23 protein-coding genes are annotated in these 19,217 nt (G+C 70.8%); 12 read left to right on the plus strand and 11 right to left on the minus strand.

Annotated elements, in window-relative coordinates; all coding sequences use genetic code 11:
* Window positions 1-4: 4 nt before the first annotated feature.
* Together ACIBU0_RS38605 and ACIBU0_RS38610 are read right to left on the minus strand one after the other, a co-directional pair.
* Entirely contained in the window at window positions 5-538 is a 534-nt protein-coding gene (locus tag ACIBU0_RS38605; protein WP_398828091.1) for a DUF6879 family protein, read from the minus strand.
* Entirely contained in the window at window positions 513-770 is a 258-nt protein-coding gene (locus tag ACIBU0_RS38610) for a hypothetical protein (protein ID WP_398828093.1), read from the minus strand. The genes ACIBU0_RS38605 and ACIBU0_RS38610 overlap by 26 nt, the downstream gene beginning before the upstream one ends.
* 440 nt (window positions 771-1,210) lie before the next feature.
* Here ACIBU0_RS38610 and ACIBU0_RS38615 point away from each other — a divergent pair, with 440 nt between their 5' ends.
* Complete coding sequence (locus ACIBU0_RS38615) at window positions 1,211-1,498, plus strand: hypothetical protein (RefSeq protein WP_398828095.1); 288 nt, start codon at window positions 1,211-1,213, stop codon at window positions 1,496-1,498.
* Window positions 1,499-1,839: 341 nt separating this feature from the next.
* Here ACIBU0_RS38615 and ACIBU0_RS38620 read toward each other — a convergent pair whose 3' ends face one another.
* Both ACIBU0_RS38620 and ACIBU0_RS38625 read right to left on the minus strand, forming a co-directional pair.
* Entirely contained in the window at window positions 1,840-2,301 is a 462-nt protein-coding gene (locus ACIBU0_RS38620) for a hypothetical protein (RefSeq protein WP_398828097.1), read from the minus strand.
* The gene (locus ACIBU0_RS38625; protein ID WP_398828099.1) at window positions 2,298-2,585 is read right to left on the minus strand and encodes a hypothetical protein; all 288 of its coding nucleotides are present in this window, start codon (window positions 2,583-2,585) and stop codon (window positions 2,298-2,300) included. The genes ACIBU0_RS38620 and ACIBU0_RS38625 overlap by 4 nt, the downstream gene beginning before the upstream one ends.
* A gap of 670 nt (window positions 2,586-3,255) precedes the next feature.
* On the opposite strand from ACIBU0_RS38625, the gene ACIBU0_RS38630 reads away from it, so the two are divergent.
* The 3 genes from ACIBU0_RS38630 (at window position 3,256) to ACIBU0_RS38640 (ending at window position 4,859) form a co-directional block, all read left to right on the plus strand.
* On the plus strand, window positions 3,256-3,501 hold the full coding sequence (locus tag ACIBU0_RS38630; protein WP_398828101.1) for a hypothetical protein: 246 nt from the start codon (window positions 3,256-3,258) through the stop codon (window positions 3,499-3,501).
* A 308-nt stretch (window positions 3,502-3,809) separates the two neighbouring features.
* Window positions 3,810-4,466 carry a hypothetical protein gene (locus tag ACIBU0_RS38635; RefSeq protein WP_398828103.1) on the plus strand — a complete coding sequence of 219 codons (657 nt, stop codon included), beginning with the start codon at window positions 3,810-3,812 and terminating at the stop codon, window positions 4,464-4,466.
* Window positions 4,467-4,646: 180 nt separating this feature from the next.
* Window positions 4,647-4,859 carry a hypothetical protein gene (locus ACIBU0_RS38640; protein WP_398828104.1) on the plus strand — a complete coding sequence of 71 codons (213 nt, stop codon included), beginning with the start codon at window positions 4,647-4,649 and terminating at the stop codon, window positions 4,857-4,859.
* Window positions 4,860-4,965: 106 nt separating this feature from the next.
* On the opposite strand, the gene ACIBU0_RS38645 is transcribed toward ACIBU0_RS38640, so the two are convergent.
* Window positions 4,966-6,663: a sigma-70 family RNA polymerase sigma factor gene (locus ACIBU0_RS38645; protein WP_398828107.1), complete on the minus strand. Its 1,698-nt coding sequence runs from the start codon at window positions 6,661-6,663 to the stop codon at window positions 4,966-4,968.
* 188 nt (window positions 6,664-6,851) lie between these two features.
* Here ACIBU0_RS38645 and ACIBU0_RS38650 point away from each other — a divergent pair, with 188 nt between their 5' ends.
* Window positions 6,852-7,265, plus strand: coding sequence for an SsgA family sporulation/cell division regulator (locus ACIBU0_RS38650; RefSeq protein WP_398828109.1), 414 nt, complete (start codon window positions 6,852-6,854; stop codon window positions 7,263-7,265).
* Window positions 7,266-7,364: 99 nt separating this feature from the next.
* Here ACIBU0_RS38650 and ACIBU0_RS38655 read toward each other — a convergent pair whose 3' ends face one another.
* On the minus strand, window positions 7,365-8,138 hold the full coding sequence (locus ACIBU0_RS38655) for a cutinase family protein (protein ID WP_398828111.1): 774 nt from the start codon (window positions 8,136-8,138) through the stop codon (window positions 7,365-7,367).
* An 80-nt stretch (window positions 8,139-8,218) separates the two neighbouring features.
* Window positions 8,219-10,642: a helix-turn-helix domain-containing protein gene (locus tag ACIBU0_RS38660; RefSeq protein WP_398828114.1), complete on the minus strand. Its 2,424-nt coding sequence runs from the start codon at window positions 10,640-10,642 to the stop codon at window positions 8,219-8,221.
* A gap of 220 nt (window positions 10,643-10,862) precedes the next feature.
* Here ACIBU0_RS38660 and ACIBU0_RS38665 point away from each other — a divergent pair, with 220 nt between their 5' ends.
* From ACIBU0_RS38665 to ACIBU0_RS38690, 6 genes are all read left to right on the plus strand, one after another.
* On the plus strand, window positions 10,863-11,945 hold the full coding sequence (locus ACIBU0_RS38665; RefSeq protein ID WP_398828116.1) for a BTAD domain-containing putative transcriptional regulator: 1,083 nt from the start codon (window positions 10,863-10,865) through the stop codon (window positions 11,943-11,945).
* Between the two features lie 476 nt (window positions 11,946-12,421).
* On the plus strand, window positions 12,422-12,730 hold the full coding sequence (locus ACIBU0_RS38670) for a hypothetical protein (protein ID WP_398828118.1): 309 nt from the start codon (window positions 12,422-12,424) through the stop codon (window positions 12,728-12,730).
* Window positions 12,727-13,434, plus strand: coding sequence for a DUF6585 family protein (locus ACIBU0_RS38675; RefSeq protein WP_398828120.1), 708 nt, complete (start codon window positions 12,727-12,729; stop codon window positions 13,432-13,434). Before ACIBU0_RS38670 ends, ACIBU0_RS38675 begins: the two co-directional genes overlap by 4 nt.
* Before the next feature lie 134 nt (window positions 13,435-13,568).
* A complete protein-coding gene (locus ACIBU0_RS38680) occupies window positions 13,569-13,796 on the plus strand; it encodes a hypothetical protein (RefSeq protein WP_398828123.1) in 228 nt (75 codons plus the stop codon).
* Between the two features lie 229 nt (window positions 13,797-14,025).
* Entirely contained in the window at window positions 14,026-14,883 is an 858-nt protein-coding gene (locus tag ACIBU0_RS38685) for an LLM class flavin-dependent oxidoreductase (protein ID WP_398828125.1), read from the plus strand.
* 232 nt (window positions 14,884-15,115) lie between these two features.
* On the plus strand, window positions 15,116-15,628 hold the full coding sequence (locus ACIBU0_RS38690; RefSeq protein ID WP_398828127.1) for a hypothetical protein: 513 nt from the start codon (window positions 15,116-15,118) through the stop codon (window positions 15,626-15,628).
* A 6-nt stretch (window positions 15,629-15,634) separates the two neighbouring features.
* Here ACIBU0_RS38690 and ACIBU0_RS38695 read toward each other — a convergent pair whose 3' ends face one another.
* Window positions 15,635-16,120 (minus strand): DUF2267 domain-containing protein, encoded by a 486-nt coding sequence (locus tag ACIBU0_RS38695; RefSeq protein WP_398828129.1) that lies wholly within the window; start codon window positions 16,118-16,120, stop codon window positions 15,635-15,637.
* A gap of 118 nt (window positions 16,121-16,238) precedes the next feature.
* Window positions 16,239-16,655, minus strand: coding sequence for an Hsp20/alpha crystallin family protein (locus ACIBU0_RS38700; RefSeq protein WP_398828131.1), 417 nt, complete (start codon window positions 16,653-16,655; stop codon window positions 16,239-16,241).
* Between the two features lie 117 nt (window positions 16,656-16,772).
* Here ACIBU0_RS38700 and ACIBU0_RS38705 point away from each other — a divergent pair, with 117 nt between their 5' ends.
* Entirely contained in the window at window positions 16,773-17,075 is a 303-nt protein-coding gene (locus ACIBU0_RS38705; RefSeq protein ID WP_398828133.1) for a hypothetical protein, read from the plus strand.
* 28 nt (window positions 17,076-17,103) lie between these two features.
* Here ACIBU0_RS38705 and ACIBU0_RS38710 read toward each other — a convergent pair whose 3' ends face one another.
* Both ACIBU0_RS38710 and ACIBU0_RS38715 read right to left on the minus strand, forming a co-directional pair.
* Window positions 17,104-17,463 (minus strand): VOC family protein, encoded by a 360-nt coding sequence (locus tag ACIBU0_RS38710; RefSeq protein ID WP_398828135.1) that lies wholly within the window; start codon window positions 17,461-17,463, stop codon window positions 17,104-17,106.
* A 218-nt stretch (window positions 17,464-17,681) separates the two neighbouring features.
* The gene (locus ACIBU0_RS38715; RefSeq protein WP_398828138.1) at window positions 17,682-19,181 is read right to left on the minus strand and encodes an MFS transporter; all 1,500 of its coding nucleotides are present in this window, start codon (window positions 19,179-19,181) and stop codon (window positions 17,682-17,684) included.
* Window positions 19,182-19,217: the final 36 nt, after the last annotated feature.

Here is a 19,217-nt window from a genome sequence, read left to right on the forward strand (position 1 = left end):
TCTGTCAGTGGATTTCGTACTCATTGTGCGGGACGGCGCGCTCCCAGATTGCCTCAAAGGCGTCCGAGCACTGCTTGATGATGCCCGGCTCAGTTCGCAGTTCCATGTCTGGATCGGCCCAATCTCCGTCGCCGGTGAAGTGGTTGAAGAGGACCTGCGCCCCGTCGAAGATCCAGAGGTCGGCGCCCGGCAGCATGAGGTCGACGGCTCGCTGACGGGGCAGCCATCGCACCTGTTCGCCGGCGTGCACATTCACAACGGTTCCGGCGTGCTCATACCGGATGTAGTCAGTGACTGGCTCGGAGACGATGCGAGCACGACGTACGGCAACCCCGCGGGCAACCGCACGAGAGATCATGTCGACCCAGGGCGCCCAGTACTCCGAGGCGGGATCGGTGTCCCTCTGACCGGTGCGGAGCCAGGTGTGGTAGTCGTCCGCCTCGTCACCCACTGCGTACTGGTCGCGCATCTCGAGGTGCACTGCGGAGCGCTGCGCTGCCTCCATCAGCTCGTCAAAGCTGGGCACGCTCTGCAACATCACATGCCTCCCTCAGCATCGGAATCAGGCGTGCGGGGATGCGGATCACCGTCTCATGGTCGGGAATTCCCTGGGTGTGGCCTGGCGCTGTGTTCTCCACGCACTGGGCGCGTGTCTCGTCGTCGGCCGTGAAGCTCTGGATCACGATGTCCGCGCTCTCCAGGTCTACCCACGCTGTTGGTGATCCGTTCTTACCTGTCTCCGGGTCGATCCCGACGAACTTCAGATGCATGGCAACCTTCCATCACCGTTGCTGTGCGTTGATGTGCACCAACCTCGCTGTTAGACGATGCATCGTCAAGAGCACTAAGCAGCCAGGTAGCTGTTCAAAAGAACATGCGCACATTGGTGCACATCGCTGGCTGGGCTGCACATCGCGGCCCTAGCGTCGTTGCCCGAGACAGCTGGCCCCACGGTCTCGCACGAGCTGCACAGGGACCTGAGGAGCGACCCCCATGGAAGCCAGGAGAGATGGACGGACAAGCACTCAACAGGCTGATCTCCGAGTGGCTGGCTCGGGCGCATCCGGCTCCGCAACAGGCACACTCGGAGTGGTCAGAGCAAGGCGTTGCTTTACTCCCGCTTGGCAAGTTGTTCGCTGCCATTCGCATGCCCGGTGAGCTCGTGTACGCCGCCGTCGGCAGCGAGAACTCAGAGCAGGTTGCCTCCATCATGAGGATTTGGCTGCGGGGGCCCGTCATCCACGACCACCGCAGCGTCGGCCCGACGTATTACGCCCTCATCCAGTGGCATGCCGGCCTTGTCTGGGACTACGGCGAGGCCGCGCCGTGTCTGCACGACGACACGTATCTAGGAGTCCCGCGCACCGATCGTCGGGAGCCGCCGGGCACCTACTGGGTGGTTCCCCCGCGCTATGAGGGCGATCTGTGTAGGCCCCAGACGGTACGCGAGCTGATCGACGCGGGCCGCCGGCAGCTCACCTTGCCTGCGTCGGCTTAACGCCGATTCCTGTGGTTCCCAGCGGGCACAGGTCGTCGTTCGTCGCCCAGCGGGCTGCGAACTACCTCTCCCTAGTGCCCAATTGCGAGGTGACCTCATGCTCCACACACCCCCGTCCGGAAATTCCACACCACCTACCGGCACTGATTCTCTACGGCGCGAGGGCGCAGGAGGACATGTGACAACCACCCGCCGTAAGCGTACGTCCGTCGTCGCCTCGAACTCGATGCACTGTTCGCCAACCACGACGTTCTGATGACCGGCCGGATTACCCTGTCGCGCCTTCGGGCACTGTCGGCTGGGGCTCGAAACAGTGCTCCAGGCCACTGCGGGCAGTTGCGTCACTGCGGCGCTGCAGTACGCCCCAGCAGCAAGTCGCACAAGACCCCCGGCGAGCTGGAATAGACGCACAACTTCACGCGGCCGTCGGCGCGGACGACGGGCATGGAGGTGTCCGGGTTCATGTCCGACGGAGCGTGATCCGGCGTGAGGATCACTGAGGTTCCGCGGTCGTCGAGTGACCACTTTCCCGCGCCGGTCAGCCTTGCGCTCGGTGCGGTATCTAGGGGCAGTCCGACTGCTGAGAAGCGTCCGTTGGCGGCCAACTCGACCTGGCCGCCGTAGGGGTCCTCCACCTTCCATGTCCCGAGGACCGAGGAGCGGGCGTTGCCGGTCGTGACCTGGGGCATTGCGTCACGTATGGCCTTGAGACGCCAGACGGCTCCGGCGAGGAGGACGGCCGCAACGGCTATGAGCGCCGCGCGGCGGCGCCACCTCGTCGGTGACTTGGTTCTGCCGCTCACCGCGCCACCTTGTTGATCTGCCACGCCACCATGCCCGTTGCCCCCGGCTCGGCCCGGACACCAAGGCGGAGTGGTTCTTTTGTCCTCGGTGCCAGCAGTCGTTCGACCACTGCTGACTGGTCGCAGGGCACCGGGCTTTTCGGCCCCGCATCAGCCGGGGTGAACTCGATCTCCGCGGCGCCGGTGCCTGCGCACACCACGATCAGCTTGTAACTGGCGCCCGGGGAGAGGGTGGGTCGGGTGTGGATGCCGTCCGATACGCGTTCCACGCCTGACTCGACCATGGAACTTCCCTCGCTGGAGAAGGCTTTGAGTGCCGACTCGACTTGGGCCGTGAGTTTCTTCTCGGTCTGGGCGTCGGTGGTTCGGCGCGAGGGTGGTGGGGTGGTGGGGGTGGGGCCGATCGGGCTGGGGGCGTGGGTCGGTGCGCAGGCCGTCAGGAGGAGGAGTGGGGCGGCCAGGGCGTGGGCCAGGAGGGATGCAGGGGTGGCGTACCGCTGTTGATGGGGGTTCCGCCGTTGCATTCGTCCTCCTGTGCCGGTGTCCGTGCCAAGACTCGCTGGGGCCCGGGAATCGTATGGCAGGTGGCAGTCACGCCTTCCCGGGGTGGGGGGAGGGGGATCGGGGCGTCTGGTTCTCGCGTCTTGTTCGCCCTTGGTCGGGGCTCCGGCCACGGTCCCGGGCGTGGGCCCGAACCCGGCCTTGGCTTTGTTCCTGGCCCTGGCTTTGTTCCTGGCCCTGGCTTTGTTCCTGGCCCCGGCTTTGTTCCTGGCCCCGGCTTTGTTCTGGTCCGGGCCTTGTTCTGGTCCGGGAGGGTGCCGGCGGCAGCTGATGAGGCCTCATGGCCCGGATGGCGGCCCCGAAGAGCGGCGCGGGAGATATCGACATAACCTCCGAAATGAGCGCGAAGTGGATCTTTGGTGGTGCGCGCTCTACTCAAATCAAGGAGGAGAAATGCGCAAGCTTCAGAAGGCCGCTGTTGCGGCCGCCATGGTCGGGACCCTCAGCCTCATAGCCAGCGGCACCGCCACCGCTCAGCCCTCGTACGGCCACGGCCACGAAGGCGGTCACTGCAAGTCTCACGACTTCAACATCGACATCCTCGGCGAGGTCGGCATCCTCAACGGCCTTTTGGGCAACGCGCTCAACGGCGAGGGCAATGCCGGTGGGCAGGTCACCGATTTCGGCGGCACCTGCTGAGATTGATCAACAGGAGTTGTGTGACATAGCTCGCCGATATGGGTCTCGGCGCCCGGGTCTCCGACTCGGGCGCCGAGCTCTGTCTTCGTTCGGGGGCGGACAACCAAAGTTGCAGGTGCCGTAGACCAACGGATGATGACCGGGTTTGGGGCTTGGCGTCAGACTCGGCACCGGCAGCAGACCGGCGAAGGAATGCCGGGTCACGGTGCTCGGTGACGGGCGTAGGTGTGGGGGACATGAAGGGTTCGGGGGATCTTTTCGAGAAGGGCAGTGCGCCGGTCGGGGCCCGGGAGGGTGATGGGGCCACCTTGATCGCCGAATCTGCCTGGGTTCTGGTGTTCTTCTGGGTGGGGTGCGGGGCCGTGGTCGGCGGGCTGGCTCCGCTGCTCGCGGACTGGCTCGTGACCCTGCCCTGGGCGCCGTTGAAGGGGCCGGCCGAGCTGGTGAGCTCCATTCCGGAGCCGGGGCGGACCATCGGCGCCGTCGGGGTGGGGGTGGTGCTGGGGTTGCTCGTCGGGTTTCTCGCCGTGCACGAGTCGCTGGCGGTCAGTGTCTCGGCCGACCGCGTCGTCCTCACTGTCAGGGATACGCCGCAGGAGTTCGGGCGCGCCGAGATCGGCCTCGTGGTGCGGGACGGCAAGCAGCTCGTACTGCTCCGTCCGGACGGCATGGAGATCGCGCGGGAGGACTGTCATCTGACGTGGCAGCGGCTTTCCGACGCCTTCGCCGAGCATGGGTACCGGTGGGCGGACGAGGATCCGTACCGGGAGGAGTTCCGGCGCTGGGTTCCCGGTGTGCCCGGTCTGCCCGTCGGGGCGGACGCCCTGCTCAGCGCTCGCGCGGCGGCGCGGAAGGACGCCAACTCCGAGGATGCCCGGGAACTGCGCGGGGAGCTGCTGAGGCTCGGCGTCGTGGTACGGGACGAGAAGAAGCGGCAGTACTGGCGGATGCCCCAGCGTCCCTGAGCATCACCGATGGTCCTGGGCCGAGCGGGCGTCTCTCACCGGTTCGGTCGAGCAGGTTGCCGACGGACCTGGCACGGAAGTCCGGATGTGGTTCGAGGGTCTGGTTCCAGGATCTGGTTCGAGGGCCTGTTCCGGTGGCTGAGAGGATTGCGCCGACCGTGAAGGAAGAGGGGGACGAGCATGTTCGAGCTTGTCGTGCTGTCCGGCGTTCTTGCGCTCGTCGTCGGCGGGTGCATCTGCGTCGTGTGGGCGGAGCGGGGCGGGCCGCGCTGGGTGCGGGGGGTGGCCGCTGTGACCCTGGGGCTGAGCCAGTTGGTGAGGTGGCTGGCGCGTTCGAGTCGGACATCGAGGTCGGGGTCGGGGTCGAGTTCCGGCTCGGACGGGGACGACTGACAACCCCGGGGAGGGGGAAAGGATCGGGGGCGGGGGCAGGGAACTGACGAGTCAGCGGGATCTTCGCGTAGGCCGTGCGGGCGATCTGCCCGCACGGCTTTCTGCTTCAGTCTCCGCTTCCGCAGCCACCTCCGGGGGGCTCGGGTGCCGGCTGCGGAGCGGGGGCGGGAGCAGGACCGGGGGCGGGAGCAGGATCGGGGGCGGGAGCAGGTGCGGGTGCGGGTGCGGGTGCGGGAGCAGGTGTCGGGTCCGTCGTCTCCGGAGGCGTAGGGCTGTCCGGGGGTTCCGGGAGCTCTGGGGCATCCGGGGCGCCCGGCGGCTCCGGCGCCTCCGGTTGCTGCGGGTCTTCCTCAACCGGGGGCGGCGCTACGGGAGTCAGGGTCGGCGGCTCCGGCGTCGGTGAAGGTTCCGGTGTTGCCGGAGCCTCGGTCTCCGGGGTGTGCGGCTCAGGTTCCTGCGGCTCTCCCCCTGGAGCGGTCGGGTACGGCTGCTCGCCCTGACCCGGTACCTCCTGACCTGGTCCCTCCTCCCCCGGCGGCTCAGCCACAGCAACCGGCTCCGCAGCAGCAACCGGCTCCCCCGCTGCCACCACTCCCCTCACCGCCGTATCCGTACCGGCGACATCGACGCCCGAAGCCCCGGCAGATCCACTGGACCCAACCGATCCAGGGGAGCCGGTGGACCCACTGGATTCAGTGGAGCCGGCGGACCCAGGTGGCCCCTCCGACGGCCGCGAGGCCGCCGGTGCCTCCGCCAACGGCACCCGCGGTGAAGGGGGCGCGGGCGAGAGGTCGTTCGCGCCGAGGGCGATCATCATCGCGAGGGCCGCGCCCGCGACCGTCGCCCCGGCGGCGATCGCCGCCGGCACCTTCGCGCCGCCGGTGCCGCCCGCGCCGCCGGTCACCGCCTGGCGGGCGGCGTGCAGTGCGTTGCCGAGCTGGCCGCTCAGCGCGGATGTGGCGCCGACGGATCCCGCCACCCACGGCAGCAGGAACTTGCCCGCGCCGCCGACGGCGAGGACCAGCAGGGCCGGGCCGACGAGTGCGGGCAGGCGGTCGTTGGCGCGCATGAGGACCGCGAGCCGGCCGCGGCAGTCGTCGCAGGCGTCCACATGGGCGAGCAGGCGTGCCGACTGACGGTGCGTCGCGTTTCCGCGGACGTACGCCGGCATGCGCACCCAGTGGACCTCGCACGCGGGGTCGTCGGGGGCGCCGGTCTGGGAGCGCAGGAAGGCCTGGCGCATGCCCTCGCGGGCACGGTGCAGGAGTACGGCCGTCGCGCCCTGCTTGGCGCCGATGCGCTGCCCGACCGTCTCCAGTGGCTGGCCCTCCGCCTCCGCGAGCCACAGGGCCCGCACCCAGCGTTCGGGCAGCTGGCCCAGCACCCGCACCAACAGGTCCACTTCCGAGACCTGTTCGGCCGGGTCCGCAGAGTCCTCCGCGTGCACGGCGATCTCTGCCCGTTCGGCGGTCTGCGGGTCGTGCGGGGTCTCGCGCGCCTCGCCCGCGGCCGTCGCGGCCAGGTGCCGCACCGTCGTCATCAGGTAGGCCGGGACGTTCTCGATCTCGTGGCCCGACGACAGCCGCCGCCAGACCCGGAAGTGCGCCTCGGCCACCAGGTCCTCGGCGGCCCAGGAGTTGTTCCGGGTGAGCGAGCGCGCGTAGGCGACCAGGCGCGGTTGCTGCTCCTCGTAGATGCGGGCGTACGCGGCGGTGGTGGACGCGGTGGTGGACGCACCGCCGGCCGCGGTGGCGGACGCGAGAGGTGACGCCTGGGCAGGCACCTTGGGAGAACCGTCGGACATGGCAGCAACGCTCCAGTTGCCTGCTGAACTGATGGGGCGGACGAGTTTGTCACCGTAGATGACTTAAGACTCAACTAAATGGTTCGCGTGAGCTAGATCACAGCTTCGGAGCTCCCGTTTTCCGTAATCGACAGGCCCGTCACGGAGTCGACAAGGCGCACAGCAACCGACAACGGAGCAGACCGACCATGCGCCTCGCCCTCGAACAGCCCGTCCGCGCCCGCCTCGTCACCCCCGGCTACCCGGAGCTGCCGATCCGCCCCATCCTGCGCTACGTCGCCGCCGAACCCTTCGCCGTGCACGTCGACTTCCCGGCCTGGCTGTCGGCCGACGACAGCGGCGTCACCTGGACGTTCGCCCGCTCGCTGCTGGAGGAGGGGCTGGGGGCGGCAGCCGGGATCGGGGACGTGCGCATACGGCCGTGGGAGCGGTCCCGTACGGTCATCGAGTTCCACGCGGCGCACGGCATGGCCGCCATCAGATTCAGTACGGCTTCTCTGCGGCGGTTTCTGCAGCGGTCGTACGCCGTCGTCGAACCGGGGAGAGAGGATCTGGGGCCGGAACTGGACCACGGGCTCATGTCGCTGCTCGACGGGGTGTGAGACCGGCGAAAGCCCAGGTCGGAATCCGTTCCGACCTGGGCTTCCTCATGTTCCGGCGAGGTCAGGACTCGTACCGGAGGTCAGGACTCGTACCGGATGTCAGGACTCATACCAATAGACCCCGTTGAGGCCCTCCTGGGCGATGGTCTTGGTCATGACGTTGCCGTCCTGTACGTAGCGCCCGTGCACATCGGTGAGGAAGAAGTCGAAGGCGGCCACGGGCGTCGTGGCGTCGCAGGCCAGGTCGCCGCGGATGCAGAAGCGGGCGACGGGGACGCCCGGGAACTCCGTGGGGCCGGGGCCCGCGGAGGTGAAGCCGAGGGCGCCCAGGCCCTTGGGGACCTTGGCCCACAGGCCGGTGCCGGGCTGCTTGGGGTCGGCGTACAGCTTGCCGTCGACCAGTTCGCGCGGGATGCCGGTGCCGCCGTTCGCGATCGTCTCCAGTACGGCGTCGGCGGCCTGGGCGCCCTGCGAGTAGCCGACGATCGTGAGGCGTGCGGCGGGGTCCTTGCGGTGGGTCTCCTCGGCGGCGGCCAGGAGGTTCTGGTAGCCCTGCGCGACGCTGCTGTCGTAGCTCTGCGCGGTGAGGTCCGGCCCCTGGTTCTGGCCGTTGAGCCACGGGCCGGCGCTGGCCGGATAGCAGACGGGGACGACCTCGGCGCCCGGCTCCAGGTGCTGGTTGGCGTAGCCGAACGTCCGGGTGCAGTCGGGCGCGGGCAGCGCGGAACCGGTGCCGCCGAGCTCGATGTAGTAGTGGCGAGGGGCGTCGTCGGCCTGCGCGACGGTGGGTGTGAGGGCGGCGGCGGCCGCCATGGCCGCCGTGAGGGCGACGGTCTTGGCGCGGCGCACGAAGGATCGGTTGGTCGTCGGCATGGGTGTTCCCCGTTCCGTAGGTCAGTTGGGCCTGGGGCGCTGTTGGTCCTGTGGCGCTGTTGGTCCTGTGGCGCGAGACGCTAGGGAGGGGCGATGAAATCGCCGTGAAGGCCGTGCCCGGCAGCTCCGGAGCGGCGGTGGCGCTCGGCGAGGTGGTGTTGCAGGCGGGCGTGGCGGAACTGGTAGACCGCGCCGGCCTGGCGGAGCACACCCCGCTGGTAGGCGTCCTCCAGGAACGTGACCACGGCCCAGGGCAGGCGTCCCGTCAACGGCAGCCAGATCCGGGTGAGGACGAGCCACTGGCCCCAGGCGGTGAGGGTGAGGGCATAGCCGAGGGCGCCGCCGAGGCCGCTGATGACGCCCATCAGGACGCCGGCCTCGGAGGGCCAGGTGAGCGGGCCGAGCGGGCCGTCCAGGAGCTCGACCACCGCTCCGCTGCCGAATCCGACCACGGCGCCGAAGGTGGGGGCCCAGACGAGGAGTTGAGTGGTGACGGTGGTGCGGTTGGTGTTGAGGAGGGTGCGAGGGCTGACGGCGGATTCCAGGTCGAGGGGGGTTTCGAGGATGCCGAGGAGGCAGAAGGTCAGTCCGGTGCCGGCGCCGAAGACCAGGCCGTAGACGAGCCCGTCGACGAGCCCGATGTGCAGCATGGTCGGGGTGTCCGTCCAGGCGTACGACTTCACGAGGCCGACGAAGAAGCCGTAGGCGAATCCGAACATCGCCCCGCCGAGTGTGCCGATGACCAGGCGGGGCCCGGCCGTCCATACGGTGGCCCTGGGCCGGCCGCGGATCTGCAGCCGTACGGCGGACGGCATGACGTGCTTGCCCTTGGCGGTGTACGTCAGCCAGTGCACCAGCCCGAACATGACGCCGGCGAGGAGCCCGACGAGCGTCCCGTCCACGACGGCACCCGTGAGCCTGCCGTTGAAGGCGGCGCTGACGGCGCCGTCGACGAGGCCGATGGCGAGCCCCGTGACGAGGGCGGTGACAAGGGTGCGGGTGGAGCGGCGTAAGCCGTTGCCGAGTCGCCACCAGGCGAGGTCGGGGGTCTTCTGCCGGCTCAGGTGGTGGGCGAAGTGGCCGAGCCAGCGGCGGGCGCGGTCCGGATCGCAGTCGTGCGGTCCGTTCCGGGGGCGGTGGCGGTAGACGGTGGGGAGGAAGTTGTCGAGGAGGTGGTCCTCCAGCTGCTCGGGGGTGCCGAAGCGTTCGCTGTCGAGGAGGTCGGCCGGTGTGTGGTCGGGGGTGTCGCTGTAGATGGTGCGGGCGAGCGACACCATCAGAGGGGTCGTCAGGACCGTGGCGAGTGGGGGCGCGGGCCGGTCCGACGCCGACTGCTGCTGCAGCAGCAGCTGTCGCAGTGTTCTCAGTACGGGGTCCCAGGCGCCCTCGGCGGGGTTCGCGGGGTTGGGTTTGCGGGTGGTGCGGGGCAGGTAGGCGGCCAGGTCGTCGAGGGTGAGGTCGGTGACCTCGACCGCCGCGGCGGCGGTCAGTACGTCGGTCTCGTCGACGGCGGCGGCGTACTCGCCGGGGCGGCTGGTGAGCAGGAGCGGCAGTGTGGTGGCGTTGAGGGCCTCCAGGGCGGGGCGGCGCAGGCCGTCGGCGATCTCGTCGAAGCCGTCCAGGACCGGGAGCACCCGGCCGGAGTCGACCAGTGCGGCGGCCAGGCTCGCCCGGCCGGGGCTCCGGGCGGCCGTGCCGGGGTGGTCGCGCATCAGCTGTTCGGTCAGCCAGTCGCGCAGGGTCAGGGTGGTGGGGTTCCAGGCACCGATGCTGAAGATCACCGGGACGGGCTCCTCAGGAGCGCGCGTCCTCAGGTGGTCGAGGACGAAGCGCAGGGTCAGGATGGTCTTCCCGGAGCCGGATCTGCCGAGGACCACCAGCCGTCCGGAGGGGATGTCCCGGTAGAGCTTCGCTATGTGCTCCAGCCGCCCGCCGAGGTCCAGGGGGTCGTTCGTGGCTCCCGGTGGGAGGCGGCGGATGTTGGCCCAGTGGTCGATGAGCTCCTCGTCGGCGAGGCGCCAGCGGACGGGGAGGGGGTAGGGGTCCTGGATCTGCCGTTGCTCTTCTTCGCGCTGCCAGCGGGCGGCCACCGCCTTCGCGAGCTGCTCGGCCGCGTCCGTGAGGGGGTCCGGGGACTGGGGTTCAGGCGCCGAGGGGGCGAGGGTCGGCGACGAATGCTGTTCCGGGGCCGGTTCCTCCGTCCTCGGCTCCTCGGTCCTAGGCTCCTCGGTCCTAGGCTCCTCGGTGGTGGGTTCGTCGTCCCGTCGGGTGCCGCCCTGGTTACCGGGGACGGCGGCCCTCGCCAACTCCTCGCGGTCCTCGGGCCGGAGGGCGAGCGCGTCGGCCAGCTTCTGCACCGTGGTCATGCGCGGGTTGGAGTGCTTGCCGGTCTCCATGCGGCGGATGGTGCTCACGCTGACGCCGGAACGCCGCTCCAGCTCTTCCTGGGTCACCCCCTCCCGGACGCGCAGCCGCCGCAGGACCGTCCCGAACTCACTGGCCACAAGTCACGGCCCTTCCCCCTGAGTTGTCCCCTGAATTGCCCCTGAGGTGCCCCTGAGTTGTCGCCTTTCCGCAGGTGAGGGACTTTAGCCCGGTCACCGGTCACATATGACCGGTTCAATGCCCTGTCCACGTTTCCTCCACGTCGGCCAGCTTCGATGACATCGAGGTGATCGACCGGAACGGCTGTTCGCCGACCGGTCCGGAGAACGGGGAACCACCATGCCGACGACGACCGTGCCGCACGGACGCCCGGACGCCATCGCCCTCACCGCTCAGGAGCGCGAGGTGCTCTACGCGCTCGGCTGCGGACTCAAAAACGCCGAGATCGCCGAGGCGCTCGCGCTGCCCGAGCCTGTGGTGGCCGAGCATCTGGGGCGCATCCTCAGGAAACTGGGGCTGCGGGACCGGGCCGCCGCCATCGTGCACGCCTTCGACTGCGGACTGGTCGTGCCGGGCCAGGGACCGCGCAGGCAGGCGGCGCCACCGGGGCCGGGGGGCGCTGTCCGCGGGGGGAGCTGCCCCTCCCCCGACGCACGGCTTCGCGTAAGCGTGCTCGGCCCGCCCAGGGCCTGGCTCGCCGGGCAGCCCGTGGACATCGGCCCGGTCCGGCAGCAGGCCGTGCTGGCGGCGCTGGCGCTCAGCGCGGGCCGGTCGGTCAGCCGGCAGGAACTGCTGGACGGCGTATGGGGGATGGAGTCGCCCGGCGCCAACGTCGTACCGGTCTATGTGTACCGGCTGCGCAAGGGCCTGCGGCTCGGGGACTGCCCGGACTCGGTGATCCGGCGGGACCGGTACGGGTATCGGCTGGTGCCCGGCGTGGTCGAGGTGGACGTGACGTGCATGGAGGAACTCGTCACCGCGGCCGGCGCCGCCGAGCGGGCCGGTGATCTCGCCGAGGCGGTGCGGCGGTGCGGCCGGGCGCTGGATCTGTTCCGGGGTGAGCCGCTCGCCGGACTGCCCGGGCCATTGGCCGAGTTGGAGCGGCTGCGGCTCGTCGAGCGCCGGGTCGCCCTGGCGCAGCGCAAGGCGCAGTGGCAGCTGAGGCTCGGACGGGTCGCCGACGCGATCGCCGGCCTGTCCGCACTGGCCCTGGAACAGCCGCTGAACGAACCCGTCGCCGCGCTCCTGATGCACGCGCTGCACCGCGCCGGCCGACGGGCCGAGGCCCTGGCCGTGTTCGACCGCACCGGCAGGCGCCTCGCCGACGACCTCGGGGTGGCACCGGGCGAACTGCTGCGCCGGGCACGGTGGTCGGTCCTGCGCGGGGACGAGGCGGGGCGCGGGCGGGCGGGGGCGGCGTGAGGGGCGGGGGGCAGGGGGGTGGTGTCGGCGGCGGGGGTCAAAGGGGCGGTGCGAGCGGCGGGGCTCAAAGGGGCGGTGCGAGCGGCGGGGCTCAGAGGGACGGCGTCAGCGACGGGGATCAGAGGGACGGCGCCAGCGACGGGGATCAGAGGGACGGCGCCAGCGGCGAGGCTCCATGGGGTCGCGCGAGCAGCCAGGCTCAACGGGGCAGCACCAGCGACGCGGCCCACACAGACGGCACCAGCGGCAAGGCCCCATGGGGTCGCGCGAGCAGCCAGGCTCAACGGGGCGGTGCGAGCGAGGGGGCTCGGCGGGGCGGTGCGAGCGAAGGGGCTCAGCGAGGCGGCATGAGCGGCAGGCCTCACCGGGGACGGTGTGGGCGACAGGGCTCGGCGGGGCCGCGACGGCGGTCGTGGCCACGAGTTGCTGCCGGTGAGGGGCTGCGCGGGCAGGGGGCGCCGACGAGCAGGTGCCGTATGAGCGACGGACTCCACCAGGACGACGACCACGGCTGGGCCCACGAGTTGCCGACGACGACGGACTGCGCAGGCACCGACCCCCGGACGAACACGTGCCGCACGACCGACGCGCTCCACCGCAGCCACAACCACACCCCGGCCCACGAATTACCGCCGACCACAAACCGCGCAGGCACCGACCCCCGGACGAACACATGCCACACGACCGACGCACTCCACCACGACCACAACCACAGCCACGCCCGCGCACTGCCGCCGACCAGGATCTGCGCAGGCGGCGCCCCCGAACGAGCAGGTGCCGCATGACCGACGGAATCCACCGGGACCGCGACGGCGGTCGTGCCGACGAGTTGTTGCTGGCGAGGGTCTCCGAAGCGGCGGGCCGGGCGCGTCTCGGCAGGCGGCGGGTCACCCATCGGGCGCCGCTCGCCGAACCGGGGGTGTGGCGGGCGGCCGTCGAGGGCGCGCGGCGTCTGGTGCGAGCCGGGGGCGGCAGCGCGGCGAGCGCGGGCGCGCGGCTGGACCTGTACGAGCACGGGCTGACGGCCGCCGTCGACGGGCGGATCCAAGTCGTCCGGTACGACACCACGGTGGTCCACCGGCGCAGGGTGCTGTCCCCGCAGGGCCTCGTCCGTGCCCACGTGCTCGTCGACGTCGACGGTGAGCGCATCGTGCTGCGTCACGGCGACTTCGGCCGGCCGGAGGCGTGGGGGTCCGAGATCCAGCGGGCCGTCACCGACGCCCAGGTACCGCGGGCCCTGGCCGCGCTGGCCGAGGGGGCGCGGCTCGTCTTCGGCCCTGTGTGGATCACCAGGGAAGAGATCGGCTCTCGGGCATCGTCCCTGCGCTGGGACGAGGTTCAGCGGATCGAGATCCTCAACGGTTCCGTCGCCGTACGCACCGCCGAGCGGTGGCAGGTATGGGGAACCGTCGCCGCCGGGATCCCGAACCTGTGCGTCCTCCACGCCCTCGCCGAGCGGCTCGCCGCGGCCGAGCGGGACGAGGACTGACGTACGGCCCGGCTGACGTACGCCCCTTGCTTCACGGCGATTTCACGCGCCGCTCCTAGCGTCCGAACCCGGACGCGCCGATGGCCACAGACAACCCACCCAACCAACCACTCAGCACAGAAGGAGACCCCGGCATGGCCGACAGCTACCGATACCGGTGCGGCGAGTGCGGGCACCACACCGCCTGGGCGAGCGAATCCCAGGGCGAGCAGGCGATGGAGACCCACTACGCCCGACGCCATCCGCACATCGCACCCGGCGGAATGGTCGAGTTCCGCAAGGGGTCCTCCGGAGGCGGCACCGGCTGCTTGATCGCCCTGGGAGTCGTGGTCCTGCTGCTGATCCTCGCTTCCCGGCACTGACGGGCGTCCGCGCTGGTCGCCCCGGCGGGAGAAGAAGACGACGCCGGCGAACAAATGGTTTGCCCGGCGAAATCGGCCCGCCCTACAGTGAACCGACTTCGAAGAGACGCTCCCCCGAAAGACGCCGCAGAGCGGGAGCGTCCCACCTCGCGGAGGCTCCCGAGCCTCGCGGAGGTGCAGGAGGGGCGGCAAGTGTCCTTGTCGACCCCTCTTTTCGGAAGGCTCCCTCATGAACGTCCGTACCGACGTGGGCATCGGCCTGCCCATCGGCGACCCCACCACCCTGCTGACCTGGGCGCGGCGCGCCGACGCCGGCCCCTTCAGCACGCTCGGTCTGCTCGACCGGCTCGTCTACGACAACCCCGAGCCGCTGGTCGCCCTGGCCGTCCTCGCGGGCGCCACCGCGCGCATCCGCGTGCAGACCGAGGTGCTGCTCGCCCCGCTGCGGGACACCGCCCTGCTGGCCAAGCAGGCCGCCACCCTGGACCGGATGACCGGCGGCCGCCTCGTCCTGGGCCTCGGCATCGGCGGCCGGGAGGACGACCACCAGGCGACCGGCACCGACCTGCGCACCCGGGGGCGGCGCCTCGACGAGCAGATGGCGACGATGTGCCGCCTGTGGTGGGGCGAGCCGTACGGCGACGGCGTCGGCCCGATCGGTCCGGCGCCCGCCCGGCCCGGCGGCCCGCAGGTGCTGTTCGGCGGCTTCAAGCCCGCCGCGCTCGAACGCGTCGCCCGCTGGGGCGACGGCTTCCTCGCGGCCGCGGCGCCCTCCTGGGCGGGCGGCCTGTTCGACACCGTCCGCGAGCTGTGGAAGGAGTACGGCCGCGACGGCGAACCCCGCCTCGTGGCCCAGGTGAACGTCGCACTCGGCCCGCAGCACGTGCTCGACGACGCGCGTGCCCGTATGCACGCGTACTACGCCTTCACCGGTATGCCCGACCGCATGGTCGACGGTCTGCTCACCACCCCCGCCGAGATCCGCGCCGCGATCACCGCCTTCGCCGACCTGGGCGCCGACGAGGTCATGCTCTACTGCTACGGCCTCGACCCGGACCAGGTGCACCGGCTGGCCGACGTACTGTGACACCGGCCTTGTGATGTCGGTTCGGTGAGCCGGTCTGGTGAGGCCAGTGTGGTGAGGCCGGTCTGGTGAGGCCGGTCTGGTGAGGCCGGTCTGGTGAGGCCGGTCTGGTGACTCGGACCTTGTGGCTCAGGCCTTGTGACACCACCGTTGCCGGAAGTGTGGGCTCCGCCACAGCCGGGTGCGCCGGGCCCTGTTGGACTCGGCGCACCCGTCCGCCCCGCCTGGAGGCCACGTGTTACTGCCGCTCCTGCTGTTCGTCCTGGTCGCGGCGATCGTCGCCGTCGCTCTGTCAGGCTACGGCGGCCGCACGCTGAACCCCGACCAGGGCCTGCGACGTGCGGGCGCTCCCACCGTGCTGCGCGGGCTCGCCGCCCTCGCGGGCGCTGGCGCGTGCGCCGCCTACGCGTGGGGGCTGCTCGCCGTCTGCGGCGCGGTCATGGCAGCGGAGGACGGCGGCACCGACTCGGCGCCGCCGCAGTCCTGCCGTACGCCGGGCTGGGAGGAGCGCCACCAGCGGGGCATCGAGATCGTCGGCCACCACGTCACCTACCTCCCGCTCGCGTTCGTGTGCGAGACGAGCGACGGCGGGAGGTACGACACCGGTGACGTGCCCGGGTACGTCAACCCGGCCGCGCTGGGCCTCGCCCTGACCGCCGCCGGGTGCGCCGTCGGCGCGGGGTACTCGGCGGAGCTGCGCGCCCGCGCCGAGTGGCGGACGGGCCAGGCGCGGGAACGGAGTTCCTGACGTCGGTCACCCGGTCGTCGGCGCGAGCTCCGCCCGGCCGAACAACAGGGCGTATCCGGGCGGGAGTTGCCGCAGGATGCGGTCCAGCAGGTCGTCGCCGGCGAGCTTCGGCAGGACGCTCAGGACGGAGCTGACGTCCCAGCGGGCCGTGGCCGGCGTGGCCCCCTCGATGCGGGCGGCGACCGAGTCGACGAACTCCGCCGCGGTGAGGGGACGCGTGGCGGGAATCTGGGACGCGATCACTCTGGCCGCCTCCTCGGGCAGGGCACGGGCCAGTTCGACCCGTTCGTCGCCGATCACATGGCCGCCGAGGGCCGACAGGACGATACGGGTGACGCGCTCGGCCTCCGCCGTCGTCGCGTACTGCCCCGCGTCCCGTACCCCGTCGATCAGTTCGGACCATCCGGCCCGGCTCGCCGTCCGGCCGCGGGACGGATTCCGGGACGCCTTCCGGAATGGGGTCGTCGGGGTCGGCACCGTCGTCATGGTCATCGTGCGGGCTCCTCCTCCGTTGTGCGCACAGAGGTGTGCCGCGTCCCGCAGGCCGGCACTCGCCTGCGGGACGCTCTCGTGCGGTTCTCTTGCGGTTCTTGTGCGGTTCTGGCTCAGGTCACTTGCCGAGCTGCTTGCGGTCGCCGCCCGTGATCTGGATGCGGCGCGGCTTGGCCTGCTCGGCCACGGGGATGCGCAGGGTCAGCACGCCGGCCTCGTAGGAGGCGTCGACGCGGTCCGTGTCGAGCGTGTCGCCGAGGAACAGCTGGCGGGTGAAGGTGCCCGTGGGCCGTTCGGAGACGAGCTGCTCCGCGTCCTCGGGAGCGGGGCTGCGGCGCTCGGCGCGGACGTTCAGGACGTTGCGTTCGACGTCGAGCTCGATCGTCTCGGGGTCGATGCCGGGGAGGTCGAAGTGGACGATGAAGTCGTCCCCGGACCGGTAGGCGTCCATCGGCATCACCGCGGGGCGCGTGCTGCCGAAGACCTGCTGCGCGAGTCGGTCGAATTCGCGGAACGGGTCGGTACGCATGAGCATCACAGGTCACTCCTCTCCTCAGGCGCTGCTGGTGCGATGCCCTACGGTTTTTATATAACTCCGGAGAGAAAAATTGACAAGGGTGGACTCAGGTCCGCCGAAGAGGTGGAGGCAGACATGGCGAAGGTCCCCAGCGCGGTGGTCGCGGCGAGCGGGCTCGTGGGCGGGTACGGCGTGGCCCGCTGGACCAGGAAGCGGCAGCTCGGCGGAGCCGTTCTGGCCGTTGCCGGGGCCGCGGCGGCACAGCAGTGGCGGCAGCAGGCCGGCGGGAAGGCCGCGGGGGCGCTGGGCGCCGCGTATGTCGCCGCCTTCGCCGGGTCGCATCCGCTGGCCAAGAAGGTGGGGGCCTGGCCCGCCGTGTTCGGCGTGGCGGGCGCGGTCGCGCTGGCGTCGTGGGCGGTGGCGGACCGGCGCGGCTGACCCACGGCCACCGGTCCGGCCGCCTCGGCTACGGCCGGTGGCTCAGCACGTTCACCACCCGCCCGTTCGGGTCCCGTACGAAGAACCGCCGTACGCCCCACTCCTCGTCCCGAAGCTCCCGTACGACCTCCGCGCCCGACGCCAGCACCTGCGCGTACACGGCGTCGACGTCCTCGACCTCCACGCTCAGGTCGGGGACGACGGGGGCGGTGCGTTCCTCGGTGAAGAAGCTGATCTGGGCGGTGGGGTTGGCGGGGGACGCCATGGTCGTCACCCAGCCCATGTTCATCACTTCCTCGAAGCCGAGCAGGCCGTAGAAGTCCCGGCTCGTCTCCAGCTGCTTCTCGGACTCGACCTGGAAGTCGGGGACGATCCTGCGGATGGTCATCGGATACGGCTCCTCGTGGGCGTCCGGATCTGCCTCGTACGGTTTTCTGCTGTCCCCGCAGTCTGCCCCCGTCTCCTCGCCGTCCCCAGCCGCCGGCACGCGAGGAATGACGCGGTGACACGACAGATCGGCCGCATGAAGGCGGGCGCCGCTCCCCACACGGCCGGGTTCGCCGCCGCCACACCTGACCCCCCGTCGTTCACCACGACCCCGTCCCCCTACGCCCCCGTCGCCCGCGCCGTCCGTACCCCCGTGCGAGGCGGCCCGGTCACCGCTGTGAGCGGTCGGGCGATGTCCTCCAGCGAACGGCGTTCCGCGCGGACCGCGAAGAGGGCCGCCACCAGGCCCGCCGCGCACATCAGGGCCGCGCCGATCTGGAAGGCGAGGACCGTGTCGCCGACCTTGCCCGAGGCGGTGAGGTCGGCGAAGAGCAGGGGGCCGCTGATGCCGCCGGCGGCGGTGCCCAGGGCGTAGAAGAAGGCGATCGACATCGCCCGCGTCTCCATCGGGAACACCTCGGACACCGTGAGGTAGGCGCTGGACGCGCCGGCCGAGGCGAAGAACAGGACCACGCACCAGCAGGCCGTCAAGGTGGTCGCCGTCAGGGCGCCGCGGTCGAAGAGCCAGGCCGTGCCGAACAGGAGCAGCCCCGACAGCAGGTACGTCGACGAGATCATCACCCTGCGGCCCACCGTGTCGAACAGCTTGCCGAGCAGCAGCGGGCCCAGGAAGTTGCCGACCGCGATGACCGCGAAGTAGAAGCCGGTGTCGCCGGTCGGAACGTCGTAGAACGTGGTCAGGATCGCGCCGAAGCCGAAGGTGATGGCGTTGTAGAGGAACGCCTGGCCGATGAAGAGGGCGAAGCCGAGGGTCGCCCGCCTGCGGTACTCGGCGAAGACCGTGCGGCCGATCTCCAGGAACGTCACGCTCCTGCGCTGATGGATGGTGATCTCGCCCTCGGGGCGCGCCAGCGGCTCCCCCCGCTCGGCCTCCACCCGCTGTTCGACGGCGGACACGATCCGTTCCGCCTCGTCGTCACGGCCGTGGATCAGCAGCCAGCGTGGGCTCTCCGGGACGTGCCGCCGGACCAGGAGGATCACCAGGGCGAGGGCGGCGCCGAGCGCGAACGTCAGCCGCCAGCCGACGGACTTGGGCAGGACAGCCGTGTTCAGCGCGACGATCGACAGCAACGAGCCGCCGACCGCACCCAGCCAGAAGCTGCCGTTGATCATCAGGTCGACGCGGCCGCGGTACCGCGCCGGGATCAGCTCGTCGATCGCGGAGTTGATGGCCGCGTACTCGCCGCCGATGCCGAACCCGGTCAGGAAGCGGAACAGGAAGAACCACCAGGTGTCGAAGGAGACCGCGGTCAGGGCCGTCGCCGCCAGGTAGACCGCCAGCGTGACCATGAAGAGCCTCTTGCGGCCCCATAAGTCGGTCAGGCGGCCCCAGAGCAGGGCGCCCACGCAGGCACCGGCCACATAGAGCGCGGCCGCCACACCGGTGACTTGGCCGGAGGTGATGGGCAGTCCGCTGCCGGCCTCGGAGAGGCGCGGGGCGATGTTCCCGACGACCGTGACCTCCAGGCCGTCGAGGATCCATACGGTCCCCAGACCGATCACGATCGTCCAGTGCCAGCGCGACCACGGGAGGCGGTCGAGGCGGGCGGGGATGTCGGTGGTCACGGTGCGGCCGGTCTCGGCCTGTGCGACGGCCATGGGCTCCCTCCTCGTCGAGCGGAACCCGTCCCGAGT

It is taken from the genome of Streptomyces sp. NPDC049627 (assembly GCF_044465645.1).
Classification (GTDB): Bacteria; Actinomycetota; Actinomycetes; order Streptomycetales; family Streptomycetaceae; genus Streptomyces.